At 69.9% G+C, this 20116-nt stretch carries 21 protein-coding genes; 15 read left to right on the top strand and 6 right to left on the bottom strand.

Features of this window, described 5'->3' with window-relative positions:
• The first annotated feature begins 136 nt into the window (after positions 1-136).
• From PV734_RS34595 to PV734_RS34540, 12 genes are all read left to right on the top strand, one after another.
• On the top strand, positions 137-709 hold the full coding sequence (locus tag PV734_RS34595; RefSeq protein WP_319095784.1) for a GNAT family N-acetyltransferase: 573 nt from the start codon (positions 137-139) through the stop codon (positions 707-709).
• A gap of 150 nt (positions 710-859) precedes the next feature.
• On the top strand, positions 860-943 hold the full coding sequence (locus tag PV734_RS34590) for a putative leader peptide (RefSeq protein ID WP_309486338.1): 84 nt from the start codon (positions 860-862) through the stop codon (positions 941-943).
• Between the two features lie 124 nt (positions 944-1067).
• A complete protein-coding gene (locus PV734_RS34585) occupies positions 1068-2762 on the top strand; it encodes a nitrite/sulfite reductase (RefSeq protein ID WP_319095785.1) in 1695 nt (564 codons plus the stop codon).
• Entirely contained in the window at positions 2759-2938 is a 180-nt protein-coding gene (locus PV734_RS34580) for a hypothetical protein (protein ID WP_319095786.1), read from the top strand. Before PV734_RS34585 ends, PV734_RS34580 begins: the two co-directional genes overlap by 4 nt.
• Complete coding sequence (locus PV734_RS34575) at positions 2935-3645, top strand: phosphoadenylyl-sulfate reductase (RefSeq protein WP_319095787.1); 711 nt, start codon at positions 2935-2937, stop codon at positions 3643-3645. Before PV734_RS34580 ends, PV734_RS34575 begins: the two co-directional genes overlap by 4 nt.
• The gene (cysC, locus tag PV734_RS34570) at positions 3645-4238 is read left to right on the top strand and encodes an adenylyl-sulfate kinase (RefSeq protein WP_319095788.1); all 594 of its coding nucleotides are present in this window, start codon (positions 3645-3647) and stop codon (positions 4236-4238) included. The genes PV734_RS34575 and cysC overlap by 1 nt, the downstream gene beginning before the upstream one ends.
• Positions 4235-5176 (top strand): sulfate adenylyltransferase subunit CysD, encoded by a 942-nt coding sequence (cysD, locus tag PV734_RS34565; protein ID WP_319095789.1) that lies wholly within the window; start codon positions 4235-4237, stop codon positions 5174-5176. The genes cysC and cysD overlap by 4 nt, the downstream gene beginning before the upstream one ends.
• A gap of 1 nt (position 5177) precedes the next feature.
• Positions 5178-6515 carry a sulfate adenylyltransferase subunit 1 gene (locus PV734_RS34560; RefSeq protein WP_319293442.1) on the top strand — a complete coding sequence of 446 codons (1338 nt, stop codon included), beginning with the start codon at positions 5178-5180 and terminating at the stop codon, positions 6513-6515.
• Between the two features lie 280 nt (positions 6516-6795).
• Entirely contained in the window at positions 6796-7893 is a 1098-nt protein-coding gene (locus PV734_RS34555) for an ABC transporter substrate-binding protein (RefSeq protein ID WP_319095952.1), read from the top strand.
• Between the two features lie 34 nt (positions 7894-7927).
• Positions 7928-8713 carry an ABC transporter ATP-binding protein gene (locus PV734_RS34550; protein WP_319293441.1) on the top strand — a complete coding sequence of 262 codons (786 nt, stop codon included), beginning with the start codon at positions 7928-7930 and terminating at the stop codon, positions 8711-8713.
• A complete protein-coding gene (locus tag PV734_RS34545) occupies positions 8700-9620 on the top strand; it encodes an ABC transporter permease (RefSeq protein WP_319095792.1) in 921 nt (306 codons plus the stop codon). Before PV734_RS34550 ends, PV734_RS34545 begins: the two co-directional genes overlap by 14 nt.
• 6 nt (positions 9621-9626) lie before the next feature.
• Entirely contained in the window at positions 9627-10391 is a 765-nt protein-coding gene (locus PV734_RS34540; protein ID WP_319293440.1) for a sirohydrochlorin chelatase, read from the top strand.
• 24 nt (positions 10392-10415) lie between these two features.
• Here the strand turns inward: PV734_RS34540 and PV734_RS34535 are convergent, their stop codons facing one another.
• Positions 10416-11459 carry a ketopantoate reductase family protein gene (locus PV734_RS34535; protein ID WP_319293439.1) on the bottom strand — a complete coding sequence of 348 codons (1044 nt, stop codon included), beginning with the start codon at positions 11457-11459 and terminating at the stop codon, positions 10416-10418.
• 49 nt (positions 11460-11508) lie between these two features.
• Between PV734_RS34535 and PV734_RS34530 the strand changes: the two genes are divergently transcribed.
• Complete coding sequence (locus PV734_RS34530) at positions 11509-12345, top strand: aldo/keto reductase (RefSeq protein WP_319095795.1); 837 nt, start codon at positions 11509-11511, stop codon at positions 12343-12345.
• A 14-nt stretch (positions 12346-12359) separates the two neighbouring features.
• Here PV734_RS34530 and PV734_RS34525 read toward each other — a convergent pair whose 3' ends face one another.
• Both PV734_RS34525 and PV734_RS34520 read right to left on the bottom strand, forming a co-directional pair.
• Complete coding sequence (locus PV734_RS34525; RefSeq protein WP_319095796.1) at positions 12360-12767, bottom strand: nuclear transport factor 2 family protein; 408 nt, start codon at positions 12765-12767, stop codon at positions 12360-12362.
• Positions 12764-13345: a DUF1697 domain-containing protein gene (locus PV734_RS34520; RefSeq protein ID WP_319095797.1), complete on the bottom strand. Its 582-nt coding sequence runs from the start codon at positions 13343-13345 to the stop codon at positions 12764-12766. Before PV734_RS34520 ends, PV734_RS34525 begins: the two co-directional genes overlap by 4 nt.
• Before the next feature lie 235 nt (positions 13346-13580).
• Here PV734_RS34520 and PV734_RS34515 point away from each other — a divergent pair, with 235 nt between their 5' ends.
• Positions 13581-15851, top strand: coding sequence for an MMPL family transporter (locus PV734_RS34515; RefSeq protein WP_319095798.1), 2271 nt, complete (start codon positions 13581-13583; stop codon positions 15849-15851).
• Between the two features lie 106 nt (positions 15852-15957).
• Here the strand turns inward: PV734_RS34515 and PV734_RS34510 are convergent, their stop codons facing one another.
• From PV734_RS34510 to PV734_RS34500, 3 genes are read right to left on the bottom strand one after another with little or no spacing between them, the layout of a single operon-like run.
• Complete coding sequence (locus PV734_RS34510; RefSeq protein WP_319293438.1) at positions 15958-17232, bottom strand: ABC transporter substrate-binding protein; 1275 nt, start codon at positions 17230-17232, stop codon at positions 15958-15960.
• Positions 17232-18065, bottom strand: coding sequence for a carbohydrate ABC transporter permease (locus PV734_RS34505; RefSeq protein WP_319293437.1), 834 nt, complete (start codon positions 18063-18065; stop codon positions 17232-17234). The genes PV734_RS34510 and PV734_RS34505 overlap by 1 nt, the downstream gene beginning before the upstream one ends.
• Positions 18062-19003, bottom strand: a complete 942-nt coding sequence (locus PV734_RS34500) for a sugar ABC transporter permease (RefSeq protein WP_319095801.1) — start codon at positions 19001-19003, stop codon at positions 18062-18064. The genes PV734_RS34505 and PV734_RS34500 overlap by 4 nt, the downstream gene beginning before the upstream one ends.
• A gap of 198 nt (positions 19004-19201) precedes the next feature.
• On the opposite strand from PV734_RS34500, the gene PV734_RS34495 reads away from it, so the two are divergent.
• Positions 19202-20068, top strand: coding sequence for an aminoglycoside phosphotransferase family protein (locus tag PV734_RS34495; protein WP_319293436.1), 867 nt, complete (start codon positions 19202-19204; stop codon positions 20066-20068).
• Positions 20069-20116 lie beyond the last annotated feature (48 nt).

Here is a 20116-nt window from a genome sequence, read left to right as displayed (position 1 = left end):
GGGCACTGACAAAGCGGGCGCGCGACAGCGCGCCGCCAGGGGCGCGGGGCTGTATTCGATCTGCGGCTACCGCCGCGTGGGCGCGACCGGCCCCCCACGGACCCGCACCCGAACGAACCATGATTCCCTGATCGCCATGAGCAACATCGCCGTGACCACCTGGTCCCTGCAGCAGACCACCCCGACCGACCTGCTCCCCGCGGAGGCCCCCGACGGGGACGTCAGAGTCGTCCGCGCCGAGGTCGCCTCACCCGAGTTCAGCCGCTTCCTGTACGCCTCGGTCGGTGGCGACATCCGCTGGACCGACCGGCTGACCTGGACGTACGCGCGCTGGCAGGAGTACCTGGAGCGGCCGGGCGTGGAGACCTGGGTCGCCTACGACCGCGGCACCCCGGCAGGCTACGTGGAGTTCGAGCCCCAGGACGACGGGGCCGTGGAGATCGTCTACTTCGGGCTTATCCCCGCTTTCCGGGGCCGGCGGATCGGCGGGCACCTGCTGTCGTACGGGGCCGCCCGGGCCTGGGATCTAGGGGACCGGTGGCCGGGGCTGGCGCCGACGAAGCGGGTCTGGCTGCATACGTGCAGCAAGGACGGGGAGCACGCGATGGACAACTATCTGCGTCGCGGCTTCGCGCTCTTCGACACCAAGGTCGAGGAGGAGGCCGAGGTGGCCGCGCCGGGCCCCTGGCCGGGTGCGCACACCATCTGACCTGCTCAGGAACGGTCGGCCGCGCGGCGTTCGACCTGTCGTGACCCCGCCATGTGACCGACGACACCCCCATCTCGCACTTCGAGACAAGGGTGTCCACATGACGGACAATGCTGGACTGTGTCCAGATCGCCATGACACGCTTCCGTCATGTCTGGAACTGGGATTGCCTTGGTGAGTCGGCGGCACGTCGACCTCGGCCGCATGTCCAGCGCCATCTGTCCGGCGAGCTGACCCGCCCTCAGCACTGCCGATCTCCTCCCTTTGCCTCAGCCTGCGCAGAGCCGCGCCAGTCTGACCATGCGCCCGTACGCGCAGGTAAGAGCAGCTTTCCGCCTGTCCCGAAGGACCAAAAAACATGGCCGCCACCCCGCAGAACCCTGCCGCCGCGCCCCGCCGCAAGGTGAGCCGTCACCGTGGTGAGGGTCAGTGGGCCGCGGGACACTTCACCCCGCTCAACGGGAACGAGCAGTTCAAGAAGGACGACGACGGTCTCAATGTGCGGACACGCATTGAGACGATCTACTCCAAGCGCGGGTTCGACTCGATCGACCCCAACGACCTCCGGGGACGGATGCGCTGGTGGGGGCTCTACACCCAGCGCAAGCCCGGGATCGACGGCGGCAAGACCGCGATCCTGGAGCCGGAGGAGCTGGACGACAAGTACTTCATGCTGCGCGTCCGCATCGACGGCGGCCGGCTCACCACCGACCAGCTGCGGGTGATCGGCGAGATCTCGCAGGAGTTCGCACGCGGCACGGCCGACCTCACCGACCGGCAGAACGTCCAGTACCACTGGATCCGCATCGAGGACGTCCCGGAGATCTGGAACCGGCTCGAAGCGGTCGGCCTGTCCACCACCGAGGCCTGCGGTGACACGCCCCGCGTCATCCTCGGTTCGCCCGTGGCCGGGATCGCCGAGGACGAGATCATCGACGGCACGCCCGCCATCGAGGTGATCCAGCGCCGGATCATCGGCAACAAGGACTTCTCGAACCTGCCCCGCAAGTTCAAGTCGGCGATCTCCGGCTCGCCGCTGCTCGACGTGGCGCACGAGATCAACGACATCGCGTTCGTCGGCGTGGAGCACCCCGAGCACGGCCCCGGTTTCGACGTCTGGGTCGGCGGCGGCCTCTCCACCAACCCGAAGATCGGCCAGCGCCTGGGCGCCTGGGTCCCGCTGGACGAGGTCCCGGACGTCTACGAGGGCGTCATCTCGATCTTCCGCGACCACGGCTACCGGCGGCTGCGCACCCGCGCCCGGCTGAAGTTCCTGCTCGCCGACTGGGGCGTGGAGAAGTTCCGCCAGGTCCTGGAGGACGACTACCTCAAGCGCAAGCTCGTCGACGGCCCGGCGCCGGCCCAGCCCGTCGAGCGCTGGCGCGACCATGTCGGCGTCCACCGTCAGAAGGACGGCCGCTTCTACGTCGGTTTCGCCCCGCGCGTCGGCCGTGTGGACGGCACGCTCCTCACGAAGATCGCCGACCTGGCCGAGGCCCACGGCTCGGGCCGCCTCAGCACCACCGTCGAGCAGAAGATGATCGTGCTCGATGTGGAGGAGGGCCAGGTCGACTCGCTCGTCGAGGGCCTGGCGGCGCTCGACCTCACAGTCAAGCCGTCCCCGTTCCGGCGCGGCACGATGGCCTGCACCGGCATCGAGTACTGCAAGCTCGCGATCGTCGAGACGAAGGCGCGCGGCGCCTCCCTGATCGACGAACTGGAGCGCCGTATCCCGGAGTTCGACGAGCCGATCACCATCAACGTCAACGGCTGCCCGAACGCCTGCGCCCGTATCCAGGTCGCGGACATCGGTCTCAAGGGCCAGTTGGTCCTGAACGACGCGGGCGAGCAGGTCGAGGGCTTCCAGGTCCACCTGGGCGGCGCCCTCGGTCTGGAGGCCGGTTTCGGCCGCAAGGTCCGTGGTCTGAAGGTGACTTCGGAGGAGCTGCCGGACTACGTCGAGCGCGTGCTGAAGAACTTCCAGGCCGAGCGCGAGGACGGCGAGCGGTTCGCCACCTGGGCGGCCCGCGCCTCCGAGGAGGCCCTGTCATGAGCGAGCGCGCTGCCCCCTTCCACTGCCCCTACTGCGGCGACGAGGACCTGCGCCCGAACGAGCAGGGCCACGGCGCCTGGGAATGCGGAGCCTGCAACCGAGCCTTTCAGCTGAAGTTCCTCGGGCTGCTCGCCCGCGGATTTCAGCACCGGGAAACCGGAGGGGACGAGATATGACGACGACTCAGGAAGCCCGTACGACCGACGACCTGAAGGCACTCGCCGAGCAGGCGGGACGTGACCTGGAGAACGCCTCCGCACTGGAGATTCTCACCTGGGCCACAGCCACCTTCGGTGAGAACTTCTGTGTGACCTCCTCCATGGAGGACGCGGTGGTCGCCCACCTCGCCTCCCGTGCCATGCCCGGTGTGGACGTCGTGTTCCTCGACACCGGCTACCACTTCCCCGAGACCATCGGCACCCGCGACGCGGTCGAGGCCGTGATGGACGTCCGCGTCCTCACCCTCACCCCGGTCCAGACGGTCGCCGAGCAGGACGCCCAGTACGGGCCGAAGCTGCACGACCGCGACCCCGACCTGTGCTGCAAGCTGCGCAAGGTCGAGCCCCTGGAGCGCGGCCTCAAGGGGTACGCGGCCTGGGCGACCGGCCTGCGGCGCGACGAGTCCCCGACCCGGGCGAACACCCCGGTCGTCGGCTGGGACGAGAAGCGCCAGAAGGTCAAGGTCTCCCCGATCGCCCGCTGGACGCAGGACGACGTGGACGCGTACGTCGCCGAACACGGCGTCCTGACCAACCCGTTGCTGATGGACGGCTACGCGTCCGTCGGCTGCGCGCCCTGCACCCGCCGGGTGCTGGAGGGCGAGGACGCGCGCGCCGGCCGCTGGGCGGGCCGCGGCAAGACCGAGTGCGGGCTGCACGGCTGATGACCCAGACCCGGACTCAGACCGAGACCGCGACCCCCGAGGACCAGGAGACACCAGTGACGACCGGAGCCACCGTATGGCTCACGGGTCTGCCGAGCGCCGGCAAGACCACCATCGCGTACGAACTGGCCGGCCGGCTGCGCGAGGAGGGCCACCTCGTCGAGGTGCTGGACGGCGACGAGATCCGTGAGTTCATCTCGGCGGGCCTCGGCTTCAGCCGCGCGGACCGGCACACGAACGTGCAGCGCATCGGCTTCCTCGCCGAACTGCTCGCCCGTAACGGCGTCAAGACTCTGGTCCCGGTGATCGCGCCGTACGCGGACAGCCGCGAGGCCGTGCGCAAGCGTCACCAGGAGAGCGGCGCCGCGTACGTCGAGGTGCATGTGGCGACCCCGGTCGAGGTCTGCTCCGTACGCGATGTGAAGGGGCTCTACGCCAAGCAGGCCGCGGGCGAGCTGACCGGGCTCACCGGGGTCGACGACCCGTACGAGGAGCCCGAGACGCCCGATCTGCGGATCGAGTCGCAGGACCAGACCGTCCAGGAGTCCGCGGCGGCCGTCCACGCGCTGCTCACCGAGAGGGGACTGGCATGACGACGACCGTCACCACGGCGCACGGGGGCGCCACGGACGCCCCGTACGCCCTCTCCCACCTGGACGCCCTCGAGTCCGAGGCCGTGCACATCTTCCGCGAGGTGGCGGGTGAGTTCGAGCGGCCGGTGATCCTCTTCTCCGGCGGCAAGGACTCCATCGTCATGCTGCACCTGGCGCTGAAGGCCTTCGCCCCCGCGGCGATCCCCTTCACGCTGTTGCACGTCGACACCGGGCACAACTTCCCCGAGGTGCTGGACTACCGGGACCGCGCGGTCGCGCGGCACGGGCTGCGGCTGCATGTCGCCTCCGTGCAGGACTACATCGACCGCGGGGTGCTGAAGGAACGTCCGGACGGGGTGCGCAACCCGCTGCAGACACTGCCGCTGACGGAGAAGATCCAGGCCGAGAGGTTCGACGCCGTCTTCGGCGGCGGTCGGCGCGACGAGGAGAAGGCCCGGGCCAAGGAGCGCGTGTTCTCGCTGCGGGACGAGTTCTCGCAGTGGGACCCGCGCAGACAGCGCCCGGAACTGTGGAACCTCTACAACGGGCGGCACGCGCCCGGCGAGCACGTCCGCGTGTTCCCGCTCTCCAACTGGACCGAGCTGGACGTCTGGCAGTACATCGCCCGCGAGGGCATCGAGCTGCCGGACATCTACTTCGCGCACGAGCGTGAGGTGTTCCAGCGGGCCGGGATGTGGCTGACCGCCGGCGAGTGGGGCGGGCCCAAGGCCGAGGAGACCGTGGAGAAGCGGCAGGTCCGCTACCGCACGGTCGGCGACATGTCCTGCACGGGTGCCGTCGACTCCGACGCGGTGACACTGGACGACGTCATCGCCGAGATCGCCGCCTCCCGGCTCACCGAGCGGGGTGCCACCCGCGCCGACGACAAGCTGTCCGAGGCCGCGATGGAAGACCGTAAGCGCGAGGGGTACTTCTAGCATGACCACGACCACGGAACTCACCGAACTGGCCGAGACCACGCTCCTGCGCTTCGCCACCGCGGGCTCCGTCGACGACGGCAAGTCCACCCTCGTGGGCCGGCTGCTGCACGACTCCAAGTCGATCCTCACCGACCAGCTGGAGGCCGTGGAGCGCGCCTCGGCGAGCCGCGGCCAGGACGCCCCCGACCTCGCGCTGCTCACGGACGGCCTGCGCGCCGAGCGCGAGCAGGGCATCACCATCGACGTCGCGTACCGCTACTTCGCGACGCCGAAGCGCCGGTTCATCCTCGCCGACACGCCCGGTCATGTGCAGTACACCCGCAACATGGTGACGGGTGCCTCCACGGCCGAGCTGACGGTGATCCTGATCGACGCCCGCAACGGCGTCGTCGAGCAGACCCGCCGGCACGCGGCCCTCGCGGCGCTGCTGCGCGTCCCGCACGTGGTCCTCGCGGTCAACAAGATGGACCTGGTCGACTACCAGGAGTCCGTGTTCGCCGCCATCGCCGAGGAGTTCACGGCGTACGCGCTGGAGCTGGGCGTTCCGGAGATCACCGCGATCCCGATCTCGGCGCTGGCCGGCGACAACGTGGTGGACCCGTCCGCGAACATGGACTGGTACGGCGGGCCGACCTTCCTGGAGCACCTGGAGACGGTCCCGGTCACCCACGACCTCAGCCACTGCCACGCCCGCCTCCCCGTGCAGTACGTGATCCGGCCGCAGACCGCCGAGCACCCCGACTACCGGGGCTACGCGGGCCAGATCGCCGCCGGTTCCTTCCACGTCGGCGAGTCCGTGACGGTCCTGCCGTCCGGGCACGCATCGAGGATCGCCGGTATCGACCTGCTCGGGAAGGCGGTCGACATCGCCTACACGACGCAGTCGGTGACCGTCCTCCTGGAGGACGACATCGACATCTCGCGCGGCGACCTGATCGTGCCCAGCAAGGACGCGCCGCCGACCACGCAGGACGTCGAGGCGACCGTGTGCCATGTCGCCGACGCGCCGCTGACGGTCGGTCACCGGGTGCTCCTCAAGCACGGCACCCGTACGGTCAAGGCGATCGTCAAGGACATCCCGTCCCGGCTCACGCTCGACGACCTGTCCCTGCACCCGCATCCGGGACAGCTCGTCGCCAACGACATCGGCCGGGTGAAGATCCGCACCGCGGAGCCGCTGCCCGTCGACTCGTACGCCGACTCGCGGCGCACCGGCTCGTTCATCCTGATCGACCCGAACGACGGCACCACGCTCACCGCGGGCATGGTCGGCGAGTCGTTCGCGTCCCCGGAGCCCGTCAAGGACGAGGCCGAGGACGACGGGTGGGACTTCTGACATGAACGTCACGGACTACTTCTCCACGTTCGCGAAGGAGGGCGGCCGCGTCGGCAGCGGCGCCCTCGGCAGCGGGCAGGGCGGAGTCGCGCGATGTGCGCGATGACGTACGCGCACCGCCTGCGCGCCCTGTCCCCCCACCGGACGTCCCGACATCGACGAAGACCTGCCGACCTCCCGGCCACGACCTGAGGGCGTGACCGCCGGGCCAACGAGAGGAACCCCTCCCGTGCCTGCCAACCTCCCCCTTTCTCGACTTCGCTCGAATGGGGGCACCCCCATTGCACTCCTCCGCCGCGGCCTCGCCGCAGTGGCCGTACTTCCCCTCCTGACGCTCGCCGCCTGCGGTTACGGGTCGGACTCGAAGGACGACAGCTCCAAGGCGAAGGTCGCCGCCGGCGCCCAGAAGATCGACGGGCTCGACTCCGTCAAGATCGGCTACTTCGGCAACCTGACCCACGGCACCGCCCTGGTCGGTGTGAACAAGGGGTACTTCCAGAAGGCGCTGGGCGCCACGGAGGCGAAGTACCAGGTCTTCAACGCCGGTCCGTCCGAGATCGAGGCCCTGAACTCCGGCTCCATCGACATCGGCTGGATCGGCCCCTCCCCCTCGATCAACGGCTACACCAAGTCCAAGGGCACCAACCTCCGCATCATCGGCGGTTCGGCGTCCGGCGGTGTGAAGCTCGTCGTCAACCCGAAGAAGATCAAGTCCGTCAAGGACGTCAAGGGCAAGAAGATCGCCACGCCTCAGCTGGGCAACACCCAGGACGTGGCGTTCCTCAACTGGATCGCCGACCAGGGCTGGAAGGTCGACGCGGAGAGCGGCAAGGGCGATGTTTCGGTCGTCCGCACCGACAACAAGGTCACCCCGGACGCCTACAAGTCCGGTTCCATCGACGGCGCCTGGGTGCCGGAGCCGACGGCGTCCAAGCTGGTTGCCGAGGGCGCGAAGGTGCTGCTCGACGAGGCGGACCTGTGGCCCGACAAGAAGTTCGTGATCACGAACATCATCGTGTCGCAGAAGTTCCTCAAGGAGCACCCGAAGGCCGTCGAGGCGGTCCTCAAGGCCTCGGTCGACACCAACAAGTGGATCAACGCCAACTCCGACGCGGCGAAGGCCGCGGCCAACGCGCAGCTCGAGATCGACTCCGGCAAGGCGCTGAAGCCCGAGGTCATCGACCCGGCGTGGAAGTCCATCCAGTTCACCAACGACCCGCTGGCCTCCACCCTCAACACCGAGGCGGAGCACGCGGTCAAGGCCGGTCTGCTGGAGGACCCGCTGCTGAAGGGCATCTACGACCTCACCCCGCTCAACAACGTCCTCAAGGCCGAGGGCGAGAGTCCGGTCGACGACGCCGGTCTCGGCGTCAAGTAGTCCCGATCCCGAGAGTTCCCAGGAGGTGACGACCATGGCCACCGCGATCGCCAAGGCCGAACGGGCCGAGTCAGTCGAGTACGCCGCCCGAATCGAGCACGTATCGAAGTCCTTCGCCGGGCCCGCCGGGCAGCAACTCGTCCTCGACGACATCACGCTCGATGTCGCTCCGGGTGAGTTCGTCACCCTCCTGGGAGCCTCGGGCTGCGGCAAGTCCACCCTGCTCAACCTGGTCGCGGGTCTCGACGACCCGAGCGCCGGCACTATCAGGACCGACGGGCGTCCCTCCCTGATGTTCCAGGAGCACGCCCTCTTCCCGTGGCTGACCGCGGGCAGGAACATCGAACTCGCCCTGAAACTGGGGGGAGTTCCGAAGAACGAGCGGCGCGGTCGCGCCGAGGAGCTGCTCGCCCTCGTCCGGCTGCAGGACTCGTACGGCAAGCGGGTGCACGAGCTGTCCGGCGGTATGCGCCAGCGGGTCGCACTGGCCCGGGCGCTGGCCCAGGAGAGCCGGCTGCTGCTGATGGACGAGCCGTTCGCGGCGCTCGACGCGATCACCCGCGACATGCTGCACGACGAGCTGACCCGGATCTGGGCGGAGACGGGTGTCTCCGTCCTGTTCGTCACCCACAACGTGCGGGAGGCGGTGCGGCTCGCGCAGCGCGTCGTCCTGCTGTCGTCCCGGCCGGGCCGCGTGGCACACGAGTGGACGGTGGACATCCCGCAGCCGCGCCGCATCGAGGACGCCCCGGTGGCCGAGCTGTCCATCGAGATCACCGAACAACTGCGTGGGGAGATCCGCCGTCATGGCCAGCAGTGACACGAAGTCGGACCTGACGGACACGCGCCAGGAGCGGGCCGACGGCAGCGGGCAGACCGGCGGCCTGGAGGCCGGCCTGGACGCGCTGGACAACGTGACCGTCGGGCGTACGCCCTTCTCGGTGACCTTCCGCACCAAGATCCTCCCGCCGCTCGTCGCGACCGGCGTGGTACTGCTCATCTGGCAGGCGCTGATCACCTTCAACGTCGTCAGCGACCCGACCAAGCTGCCCTCGCCCGGCGATGTGGCAACCGAGTTCAAGGACGCCTGGCTGGAGGGCAAGCTCCTCGGCTACATCTGGACCAGTGTCGAGCGCGGTCTGCTCGGCTTCCTGCTGGCGCTGGCGATCGGCACCCCGCTGGGTCTGGTCGTGGCCCGGGTGAAGTTCATCCGGGCGGCGATCGGCCCGGTCCTGTCGGGCCTCCAGTCGCTGCCGTCGGTGGCGTGGGTGCCGCCGGCGGTCCTGTGGCTGGGGCTGAACAACTCGATGATGTACGCGGTGATCCTGCTCGGCGCGGTCCCGTCCATCGCCAACGGACTGGTCTCCGGCATCGACCAGGTGCCGCCGCTGTTCCTGCGGGCGGGCCGCACGATGGGCGCGACCGGCTGGAAGGGCGCCTGGCACATCGTCCTGCCCGCCTCGCTGCCGGGCTATCTGGCCGGGCTGAAGCAGGGCTGGGCGTTCTCCTGGCGCTCACTGATGGCGGCGGAGATCATCGCCTCCTCCCCCGACCTGGGCATCGGTCTGGGCGCGCTGCTGGAGAACGGCCGCAATGCCAGCTCCATGCCGATGATCTTCGAGGCGATCTTCCTGATCCTCTTCGTCGGTATCGCCGTCGACCTGCTGATCTTCAGCCCGGTGGAACGGCGGGTGCTCCGCAGCCGCGGCCTCCTGGTGAAGGGCTGACGTCACGTGTTCCAGAAGCCGGTTCTTCTCGTCATCGCCCACGGCAGCCGCGACCCGCGGCACGCGGCGACCGTGCACGCCCTCGTGCGGCGCGTACGGTCGCTGCGGCCGGGGCTGCGCGTGGAGACCGGCTTCCTGGACTTCAACATCCCTTCCGTGCAAGGGGTGTTGGAGTCCCTGGCGGCGGAGGGCGTACGGGACGTGGTCGCCCTCCCCCTCCTCCTGACCCGCGCCTTCCACGCCAAGGCGGACATCCCTGCGGTCCTGCGGGACGCGCCTCGCGGTCTGCGGATCCGCCAGGCGGAGGTGCTCGGCCCGTCGCCGCTACTCATGTCCGCCCTCGAACGGCGCCTGTACGAGGCAGGGTTGACCCCCGCCGACAAGTCCTCGACCGGGGTCGTACTGGCCTCGGCGGGGTCCACCGACCCGGAGGCGATCGCAGTGATCGCCGACATCGCGCGGGAGTGGTGGCACACCGGTTGGTGCGCCGTGCGACCTGCGTTCGCCTCCGCCGGTTCTCCCGCGGGGTTCCCCCGCACCGAGGACGCGGTACGGGAACTGCGGGAGTTGGGCTGCGAGCGCGTCGCCGTCGCGCCCTACGTCATCGCCCCCGGGTTCCTGCCGGACCGCATCGCGCGGGGCGCGGCCCAGGCCGACGTACTCGCGGACGTCCTCGGACCGTCGCCCGAGGTGGCACGGCTGCTGCTGCGGCGGTACGAGGAGGCGGCGCTGCGGGTGCCGTTGTCGGGGCGGGCCGCGGTGAGCGCGTAGGTGTCTCCGGCTATCTGAACCGCCTTACGGGCAGCCGGAGTTGGTGGGTTCCTGAGCAGCCGCGACGGCCTCGTCCGCCAGCCGTACGAGTTCCGCCGAGGGCAGTGAACCCGCCGGCCTCCGCTCCCGGGCGAACGTGTTGGCCAGCCGTTGCAGCAGCTCGTTCAGGGGTGTCGGTACGCCGTGCAGCCGTCCCAGGAGCACGATCTCGCCGTTCAGGTAGTCGGTCTCGATGGTGCCGGTGGCCCGGCTCAGGGACTGCCAGGAGGAGCCGCCACCCGGCTCGGCGCCGGGCAGCGGACGCAGGGTGATCTTGTCGCCGCGTCTCGACCTCGTCTCCTCGGCGCTCGCATACGGGATACCGGCCGCCGCGAGCACCGACTCGCCCTCGGCGTACACCCGCTCGCGCAGCCGCTCGCTCTCCTCGCTGTCCGCCGCACCGCTGAGCGCCCGGATGGCGTTGCCCAGGTTGGTGAGCAGCTTGGCGTACTGCCAGCGCGCCACGTCCGGCACCACCGGCGCCTCGATCGCCGCCGACTTCTCCAGGTCGGCGGCGATCCGGCGGACGGTGTCGTCGGTGCCGTGCGGGTGGCGGCCGAGGAAGAGGATGCCGGTGAGGGGGGCGCCCGGGGCGGAGACGATGCCGGGTTCCTCGTAGGCCGCGGGCAGCCACACACAGACGCCGTACACCCGCCGGAAGCGGCGCAGCGCGAGCCGCGGTCCCTCCACGCCGTTCTGCGCGCAGAGCAACGGCAGCCGCTCGGCGGCCGTACCGCCGCCCTCGACGGGCGCCGGCCCCCAGGTCGCCAGGGCCGCTTCGCTGTCCTGTGTCTTGACGGCGAGGACCAGCACGTCGTCGGCGCGCAGTTCCCCGAGTCCGGCGGGTCCGTCGACGGCCGGCAGACGGTGCGTGTGTGTGCCGTCCGGCGTCACCAGCCGCAGCCCGTCGGTGCGCAGCGCCTCGTACTGCGCGCCCCTGGCGACGAGGACGACCTCGTGTCCCGCCCCGGCCAGCCGCCCGCCGACGGCACCGCCGACCGCCCCTGCTCCGATGATGATGTAGCGCATGCCGATCAGCCTGCCACGGTGCGTGCAGTGCACAGGTAGCGTCCACCGTATGGCTTCGGAAAGATTCACGATCGGTGGCGAGCTTCCGGTCCGCCGTCTCGGTTACGGCACCGCCCAGTTGACCGGCCCCGGCTACTGGGGCCCTCGTGGCGACCCCGCCGACGCGGTGGCCGTTCTGCGCCGGGCCGTCGACCGGGGCGTCACGCTGATCGACACCGCCGACAACTACGGCCCGTCGATCGCCGAGGAACTCGTCGCCGAGGCGCTGCACCCTTACCCGGCGGGGGTGTTGGTCGCCACCAAGGGTGGTGTCGTACGGACCGGCCCCGACGCCTGGCACATCGACGGGCGGCCGGAGCGGTTGCGCGCGATGTGCGAGGCGAGTCTGCGGCGGCTACGGCGCGAGACCATCGACCTGTACCAGCTGCACCGGCTCGACCCGCGCGTCCCGATGGCCGAACAGCTGGGCGCCCTCGACGAGTTGCGCGCGGAGGGCAGGATCCGCCATGTCGGCCTCGACTCGGTGACGGCCGAACAGCTGATCGCCGCGGTCGAGTTGACGTCCATCGCCTCCGTGCAGAACCGCTATCACCTGCTCGACCGCTCCTCCGAGCCGCTGCTGGCACTGTGCGAGGCGCACGGCATCGCGTTCCTGCCGTGGTTTCCGCTGGGCAACGGGGAGTTGGCGTCCGACCCGGTGTGCGCGGAGATCGCCGCCGCGCACGGAGCGACCCCGGCCCAGATCGCGCTGGCCTGGCTGCTGCACCGCTCCCCGGTGCTCTGCCCCACCCCGGGCACGGGCTCCCTCGTACACCTGGAGGAGAACCTGGACGCCTCGGCCGTACGGCTGTCCGGCGCCGAACTGTCGCGACTGGACCGCCGGTAGGTCACTCCAGTAGGTCAGGCTCCGTCGTCGCCGAACGGGGTGGCCTGGTGGAAGTACAGCAGCCAGTCGCCGCCTTCGGTGTCCCGGCGCCACAGTGAACTCCGGTGGGCGCGGCGGCCGTTGCTGTCCGTGTCGAAGGTGAGGTGGACCAGGTCGGGGGCGAGTCGTACGCCGGTCAGGTGCGAGACGGCGAAGGGGCGGGCGCCCGGTTCGGTGGTCGCGGCGAGGGACGCGATGATCGACGCCCGGTCCCAGTGCCGCCCCGAGGCGCCGAACTCGTGGAACCCGGGATGCAGCAGCGCTCCGGTCAGCCCGGGTGAGCCGCGGACCTCCGGGTCGAGCAGCCGCAGTTCGGCCTCGATGGCGGCGTCGACGGCGGGGTCTCGCTCCCCGTCGCGGTGTTCGTCACGCGTCGGGCTCATTTTCCCGGGGTTCCGTCCTCGGTCAGTTCCACCAGCTTGACGACGGTGTTCCAGTTGCGGCTGGTAGCGATGAGGCCCTTCAGGAAGCGGGGCTTGGCAAGCTGCTCGGCGAGCTTGGAGCGGCCGAGGCCGTCGGGTGCGTACAGGTACAGCGCGCGGTCGCCGAGCCGGAACTCCTCGGGGAGGTGGGCGGCCTGGTCGATGTCCGCGAAGCGGGTCTCTTCGACGGGGGTGGAGAAGTAGGTGACGTGGAGTTGTCTGGCCTCCAACTCCGCTGCCGGGAAGGGGCAGTCGTCCCTGATCGCCCGCAGGTGTGCGTGGTCGCGCACGATCACGTCGACGGTGAATCCGAAGTGCTCCGCGATGGCTTTCGCGATCTCCCCGGCGAGGGACTCCTCGTCCCCGCGACCGGCCGCGAAGACGGCGTTGCCGCTCTGCAGATACGTCCGTACGCCGCCGTACCCCAGGCCCTCCAGAAGAGTCCGCAGCTCGGCCATGGGGACCTTCTTGTTGCCGCCCACGTTGATACCGCGCAGCAGCGCCGCATAGGTCGTCGTGGCCTTCTCACCTGTCGTCATCCGCTCACCATAGGGCGGCCCGCTGACAGCGCCCCCGATGAACCACCCCGAGATCGTCTTTTAGATGTAGGGGGCCGGTGTCCTACCCAGTGGGGAGACGCCGGTGTCCGAGGGGAGGACTTCGGCCGGACGCAGGTCACCGGCGAGTACGAGGAGATGGTCTTATCCGGCCCATACCTTCGAACTAAAGGTGATGGCAGGGGGCTGTCGCCGCACACGAGGGGGCAAGCCCGACATGGGGAACGGAGAAACGCGGGTACGCGGCATAGCCGCCCGGGCCGGCGGCTGGAGCGCCCGGCACCGCTGGGCGGCCGTCGGGATCTGGGTGCTGTTCGTCGTCCTGGCGATGGGGCTCGGCTCCGCCGCCGGCAGCGTCGAGGTCAAGGAGAGCGACCAGCTGGGGGGCGAGACCCACACGGCCGCCAAGATCATCGAGGACGCCGGGATCGACGAACCCGCGAGCGAGACCGTCCTCATCCAGGCGAAGGACTCTGGCGTCAAGGCCACGGACGCCTCGTTCCGGGCCGCGGTCGCCGACGTCATGAAGGCGGTCGACGGGACCGGCAAGGTCACTGACGTCCAGTCGCCGTACGACACGAACACCCTCTCGAAGGACGGACACAGCGCGCTCGTCCAGTTCGACATGCGGGGCGACGCAGACACTGCGGGCGACCGGGTCGAGCCGGTGCTCAAGGCCGTCGCGGACGTCCAGAAGGACCACTCGGAGCTGCGGATCGAGGAGATCGGCGGCGCCAGTATGAACAAGACGTTCGACGACGCCTTCGGTGACGACTTCAAGAAGGCCGAACTGTCCGCCGTACCGGTGGCGCTCGGCATTCTGCTGATCGCGTTCGGCGCGCTGGTCGCGGCCCTGCTGCCGGTGGCACTGGCGATCACCGCGATCATGGCGACGATGGGGCTGATGGGCATCGTCAGCCATATCCAGCCGATGGACGACACCGCCAGCTCCGTGATGCTGCTCGTCGGCCTCGCCGTCGGTGTCGACTACTGCCTGTTCTATCTGCGCCGGGAACGCGAGGAACGGGCGGCGGGCCGCAGTCCGGAGGCCGCGCTGCGGATCGCCGCGGCGACCAGTGGCCGCGCGATCATCGTCTCCGGTGTCACGGTGTGCGTGGCGATGGCGGGCATGCTGTTCACGGGGCTCGCCACGTTCGAGGCGATGGGTCTGGCCTCCCTGATGGTCGTGGCGGTCGCCATGGTCGGTTCGGTGACCGTCCTTCCCGCACTGCTCTCGCTGCTCGGCGAGCGGGTCGAGAAGGGCCGGATCCCGTTCCTGCACCCCGACAAGCGGCGCGGTAACGGCAGCAGCGGCAAGGGCAACGGGGAGAGCCGCTTCTGGACGGCCGTACTGAAGGTCGTCCTCGCCAGGCCCGCCGTCTCGCTGCTGGTCGCGGCCGGCGCGCTGCTCGCCGTCGCCGCGCCCGCGCTCGGTATGAAGACCCAGAACCTCACCCTGGACCAGGAGTTCGGCGACTCACTGCCGATCGTCGGCACCTACAACCGCGTCAACGACGCGTTCCCCGGCGGCTCCGACCCCGCCGAGGTGATCGTCAAGGCGAAGGACATCAACGCGCCCGACGTGAAGTCCGCACTCGCCGACTTCCGTGCGCTGGCGGTCAGTTCGGGCGCCTCGCGCGGCCCGGTGGACATCAAGCTGCACGACGCCGAGAACATCGCCTTCGTGTACGTCCCGCTGGTCGGCGGTTCCGACCTGGACAAGGCGGGCGAGAGCCTGGACAAGCTGCGTGACGAGGTACGCCCGGCCACCCTCGGCAAGGTCGACGGTGTCTCGGCGCCGATCACCGGTCAGGTCGCGGGCTCGAAGGACTTCAACGACCAACTGGCCGGCGCGGTCGCCCCGGTGTTCGCCTTCGTGGTCGTGTTCGCCTTCCTGCTGATGCTCCTGTCGTTCCGCTCCCTGACCATCGCGATCACCTCGATCGTGCTCAACCTGCTGTCGGTCGGGGCCGCTTACGGCATCCTGGTCGCCGTCTTCCAGCACGGCTGGGGCGCGTCGCTGGTGGGCGCGGAGGGCGTGGGCGCCATCATCACCTGGCTGCCGCTGTTCCTGTTCGTGATCCTGTTCGGCCTGTCGATGGACTACCACGTGTTCGTCGTCTCCCGGATCCGGGAGGCACATCTGCGGGGCCGGTCGACGAAGGACGCGATCCAGCACGGGGTGGTCACCACGGCCGGGGTCGTCACCAGTGCCGCCGTCATCATGGTCGCCGTGTTCGCCATCTTCGGGACCCTGTCGATGCAGTCCATGAAGCAGATGGGTGTGGGCCTCGCGGCGGCGGTGCTCATCGACGCGACGATCATCCGGGGTGTGCTGCTTCCCGCGGTGATGGCGTTGCTGGGCGAGCGCAACTGGTACTTCCCGAAGTGGCTGAACCGTCTGCCGGACCTGACGCACGACGAGGCGCCGGAGACCCTGTCGTCGCCTCCGCCGCCCGCCGTGGAGGGTGAGCGGGTCGGAGTCTGAGTCACTTGAACATGCCGCAAGTCCCTTGATCTGAGGGCCCGTTGGTCACCGGGGAGCCAACGGGCCCTCTTCCTTGCCCTGGCAGTCGGTGACGAAGGTGTGCGATTCACCGCTGATAGCGCGCCAGCACCAGGTTGCCGTCCCTCTCCAGTCGTTTCCGCAGCTCAGCGAGGTCGATCGCGCCGCTGTAGTACTCCTGGAAAGCCGGGGTCGCGACCTTGTCCTTCCACTCCGGGTAGCCACGGACCGACTGGGCGGGGGCCGAGCGGAGGTGGGCGGCCAGAGCCGTGCCGGGGGCCCAGCCGTTCTTCTGGGTGCGCAGGGCCGGGGCCTTCAGCGCCTCGGTGCCGGTGGGGAGCATCCAGTCGCCGAGGGCGAGGCGGACCATGTTGTCGGGTCGCAGCAGGAAGTCGACGAACTCGGCCGCCTTCCGCTGATGGCGGCTGTCCTCGGCGATGGAGAGGGTCTGCGGGCTGACGCCCTGGGTGAGTCCGTCGGCGCCCGCCGGTGCGGGCAGCACCTGCCACTCGAAGCCCTTCGGCGCCTGTTGCGCGACTTGCTGACGGTAGGAGAAGCCGAGCGGAACCATCGCGTACCTGCCGCCGAAGAACCCGGGCAGGGTGTCGGAGCCGCCGCTGCCCAGCGTCGAACCCGACGCGCTCTTGTCGGAGTTGACCTGGTCGTGGATCGTACGGGGGACCACTTGCTCGGCGGCGCCGAAGCTGACGGTCACCTTGCCGTCGGCGCCTCGGTGGAACAGCTGCCCGCCCGCCGACAAGGACAGGTTGAGTGTGCCGGAGACGGGCTCCTTGAGCGGCCAGGCCACACCGTACTTGCCGTCACCGCTGAGCTGTCGGGTGATCCTCCTAAACTCCGGCCAACTCCAAGGCTGTTGGGGAGTAGGGATCCGTACTCCCGCCTCCTTCAGCCAGTTCGTGTTGGCGATCAGCACACGCGGCTCCTGGAGGAACGGCACGCCGTAGACGCCACCCCCGAAAGTCGTCGTCTCCCAACTCCGTTGCGGGATGTCGGACTTGAGCCGCTCGGGCAGCAGGTCGCGCAGATCGGCGAGGTAGCCGCCGTACGCGAAGTCCGCCAGGTCGTCCGAGGCGTCATGGATGATGTCGGGCGCCTCACCGCCCTCGAAGGAGGTGAGCAGCTGGTCGTGAACACTGTCCCAACTGCCCTGCACGTACTCGACCTTGACGTCCGGATGGGTCGCGTTCCACTCCTTCACCAGCGCCTTGTTGGCGGCGACGGACTCGTCCTGCCAGGCGAGGGACTGGAAGCGGAGGGTGATCCTGCCGTCCGCGTCGCCGCCACCGCCGCTCGTGCAGCCGGCGAGGAGCAGCATGAGGGCGACGAGCCATCGCGCGCGCATCAGCTCTTCACCGCCCCGGCCATCATGCCGCCGGTGATACGGCGTTGGATGATCGCGAACACGACGAGCGAGGGCAGCGTCGCCAGGAACGCGGCGGCGGCCAGCGGACCGAGGTCCGCCACGCCCTCCGCGCCGATGAAGTGGGTGAGGACGACCGGCAGGGTCTGTTTCTCCGGCGTCTTCAGGAGCACCAGGGCGAAGAAGAACTCGTTCCAGGCGGTGACGAACGCGAACAGCGCCGTGGCCACGATCCCCGGTGCCAGCAGCGGCGCCGTGACGGAGACCAGCGTGCGCAGCCGTCCGGCACCGTCGACGGCCGCCGCCTCCTCCAACTCGACGGGCACGGCCCGTACATAGCCGCCGAGCATCCACAGCGCGAACGGCAGCGACCACACCACGTACACCATCACCAGGCCGAATACGGAGTCGATCAGCCGCAGGTTCTTCAGCACCAGGAACAGCGGGATGATCACCAGCACGAACGGGAACGTCTGGCTCACCACCACCCACCCGGTCACCGCCCGCCCGAGCAGCGTGCGGTGCCGTGCCATGACGTAGGCCATCGGGGTCGCGAGGAGTACGGCGACCAGGGCGGCCGAGGCCGCCGCGAACAGGGAGTTCGACGCGGCGTGCAGCAACGGCTGTTCGTCGAAGGCCTGGCGGAAGTTGTCGAGGGTGGGGTGCTTCGGGATCCAGGTGGGGTGCAGACTGCCCAGTTCCCGCGGGGACTTGAAAGCGGTGGACAGCAGCCAGAGGAACGGCAGGGCCAGAAACGCGAGATAGGCGAGAAGGGCCGCGTACTGGCCGACGCGGGCGCTCGTGCTCGTCCTCAACTCTCCTCGCCTCCCCTCAGCCGGCCGGCGAGGAACACGGCGAGCAGGACGGAGATCAGCGCGACCATCACACAGCCCATCGCCGCCGCGTAGCCGAACTGCCCGTAACGGAAGGCCTCTTCGTAGGCGAAGAGCATCGGCAGCCGAGTTCGTCCGCCGGGGCCGCCGTTCGTCAGGACGTACACCAGGGCGAAGGAGTTGAAGTTCCAGATCAGGTTGAGGGCGGTGATGGCGAGCGCGATCGGCCGCAGGGCCGGCCAGGTGACGGTCCTGAAGCGGCGCCAGGCGCCGGCGCCGTCCATGGCCGCCGCCTCGTGCAGTTCACGCGGGGTGTTCTGCAACCCGGCGAGCAGGGCGACCGTCGTCTGCGGCATCCCCGCCCAGACGCCGACGACGACGACGGCGGGCAGTGCGGTCGCAAGGCCGCTGAGCCAGTCGCGGCCGTCGCCCAGGCCCAGGTCGCGCAGCGTCTCGTTGAGGACGCCGGCGTCCGCGTTGTAGACGAGCCGCCACATGATGCCGACGACGACCTCGGGCATCGCCCACGGGACGATCGCGAGGGCGCGGGCCAGCCAGCGCAGCCGTAACTCCTGGTTGAGGAGGAGGGCGAGACCGAGGGCGAGCAGGAACTGCGGCACGGTCACCCCGACGGCCCACACCAGCCCGATCCGGAACGACTCCCAGAACAGTGTGTCGTGCAGCAGGTCCTGGAAGTTGAGGGTGCCGATCCACCGCGTGGACGCGGTCCGGCCCGACTGGGCGTCGGTGAACGCCAGCAGGATCCCGTACAGCAGCGGTCCCACGCTCAGGACGAGGATCGGGATCAGGGCGGGCAGGACGAGGAACCAGGCGCCGTGGCCGCCGAGCGACCGGCCGCCGTCCGGCCCGGCGCGGGTCGCCTGCTTGGCCGGCCGCCTCGTTCCGGTCGCCAATGTCACGTGATCGGCTCCTTTGGTCGCCCGAGGTGGCCCCGTCAGGGTCGTGAATCCCTGGTAACCCGTCAAGGCGCCGCGCACACGCCCCCACCAGTACGAATGCGACACTGACCGGCGGATGGCGTGAACCCGACGCCGTTCGCGGACATACACCGGCGTACTCGCACAGCCGGGTACGAGGGACTGCGCGGGAGGCGGACGATGGACGAGGCACGGGCCCGGGACGTACTGGCCACGGCGGGCGTACTGCCCGGGACGGCACCGGAGGCGCGGCTTCTCGCGCTGGGCGAGAACGCGGTGTTCGCCGCCGGTGACCTGGTCGTCAAGGTGGGCCGCGACGCCGAACTCCTCGACCGCGCGCGTAGGGAACTGGCCATCGCGCAGTGGCTCACCGAAGAGGGCGTCCCGGCGGTACGCGCGGCCGACCCGGAGGCACACCTCGTCGAAGGCCACCCCGTGACGGTGTGGCACCGGCTGCCCGATCCCGTACGCGCCGCCGAACCCGGGGATTTGGCCGAACTCCTACGGACCGTCCACGCCCTGCCGGCCCCGCGCGCCTTCGCGCTGCCGCCCCGCGAACTCCTGGGCGGCGTCGAGCGGTGGCTGCGGCTCGCGGGCGACGCCGTCGACCCGGCGGACGCCGCCTATCTGCGCGAACGCCGCGACGGTTTCGCCTCGGCCGCCGCCGCGCTCACCCCGCGGCTGCCGCCCGGCCCGATCCACGGCGACGCGCTTCCGCGCAATGTGCACATCGGCCCGGACGGTCCGGTCCTGGTCGACCTGGAGACCTTCTCCGCCGACCTGCGCGAGCACGACCTGGTGGTCATGGCCCTTTCCCACGACCGCTACGCCCTTCCGGCCGAGGCGTATGCCGCGTTCGTGGAGGCGTACGGGTGGGACGTACGGGAGTGGGAGGGGTGCGGGGTACTGCGGGGGGCGCGGGAGACGGCGAGTTGTGCGTGGGTGGCGCAGCATGCGCCTGTCAATCCGGCGGCGTTGGTGGAGTTCTCTCGGCGGGTGGGGTCGTTGAGAGAAGGGGATACGACTGTGCGGTGGTATTCGTTCTGAGCGCCCGGTGACGTGGACTTGCTGTTGTTCGGCGGCTGCGGACTCGCT

It is taken from the genome of Streptomyces sp. AK08-02 (assembly GCF_033795085.1).
Classification (GTDB): domain Bacteria; phylum Actinomycetota; class Actinomycetes; order Streptomycetales; family Streptomycetaceae; genus Streptomyces; species Streptomyces echiniscabiei.
The sequence above is the reverse complement of the archived record's forward strand: the minus strand, read 5'-3'. Positions and strand labels throughout refer to the sequence as shown.

Bases quoted from the DNA above. Each gene is read 5' to 3' on its own strand.
- PV734_RS34535 (WP_319293439.1), bottom strand. From the start codon at position 11,459: ATGCGCTACATCATCATCGGAGCAGGGGCGGTCGGCGGTGCCGTCGGC.
- PV734_RS34495 (WP_319293436.1), top strand. From the start codon at position 19,202: ATGGACGAGGCACGGGCCCGGGACGTACTGGCCACGGCGGGCGTACTG.
- PV734_RS34545 (WP_319095792.1), top strand. From the start codon at position 8,700: ATGGCCAGCAGTGACACGAAGTCGGACCTGACGGACACGCGCCAGGAG.
- PV734_RS34585 (WP_319095785.1), top strand. From the start codon at position 1,068: ATGGCCGCCACCCCGCAGAACCCTGCCGCCGCGCCCCGCCGCAAGGTG.
- PV734_RS34530 (WP_319095795.1), top strand. From the start codon at position 11,509: ATGGCTTCGGAAAGATTCACGATCGGTGGCGAGCTTCCGGTCCGCCGT.
- PV734_RS34590 (WP_309486338.1), top strand. From the start codon at position 860: ATGTCTGGAACTGGGATTGCCTTGGTGAGTCGGCGGCACGTCGACCTC.
- PV734_RS34550 (WP_319293441.1), top strand. From the start codon at position 7,928: ATGGCCACCGCGATCGCCAAGGCCGAACGGGCCGAGTCAGTCGAGTAC.
- PV734_RS34595 (WP_319095784.1), top strand. From the start codon at position 137: ATGAGCAACATCGCCGTGACCACCTGGTCCCTGCAGCAGACCACCCCG.
- PV734_RS34510 (WP_319293438.1), bottom strand. From the start codon at position 17,232: ATGCGCGCGCGATGGCTCGTCGCCCTCATGCTGCTCCTCGCCGGCTGC.
- PV734_RS34575 (WP_319095787.1), top strand. From the start codon at position 2,935: ATGACGACGACTCAGGAAGCCCGTACGACCGACGACCTGAAGGCACTC.
- PV734_RS34580 (WP_319095786.1), top strand. From the start codon at position 2,759: ATGAGCGAGCGCGCTGCCCCCTTCCACTGCCCCTACTGCGGCGACGAG.
- PV734_RS34525 (WP_319095796.1), bottom strand. From the start codon at position 12,767: ATGAGCCCGACGCGTGACGAACACCGCGACGGGGAGCGAGACCCCGCC.
- PV734_RS34515 (WP_319095798.1), top strand. From the start codon at position 13,581: ATGGGGAACGGAGAAACGCGGGTACGCGGCATAGCCGCCCGGGCCGGC.
- cysC (WP_319095788.1), top strand. From the start codon at position 3,645: ATGACCCAGACCCGGACTCAGACCGAGACCGCGACCCCCGAGGACCAG.
- cysD (WP_319095789.1), top strand. From the start codon at position 4,235: ATGACGACGACCGTCACCACGGCGCACGGGGGCGCCACGGACGCCCCG.
- PV734_RS34560 (WP_319293442.1), top strand. From the start codon at position 5,178: ATGACCACGACCACGGAACTCACCGAACTGGCCGAGACCACGCTCCTG.
- PV734_RS34520 (WP_319095797.1), bottom strand. From the start codon at position 13,345: ATGACGACAGGTGAGAAGGCCACGACGACCTATGCGGCGCTGCTGCGC.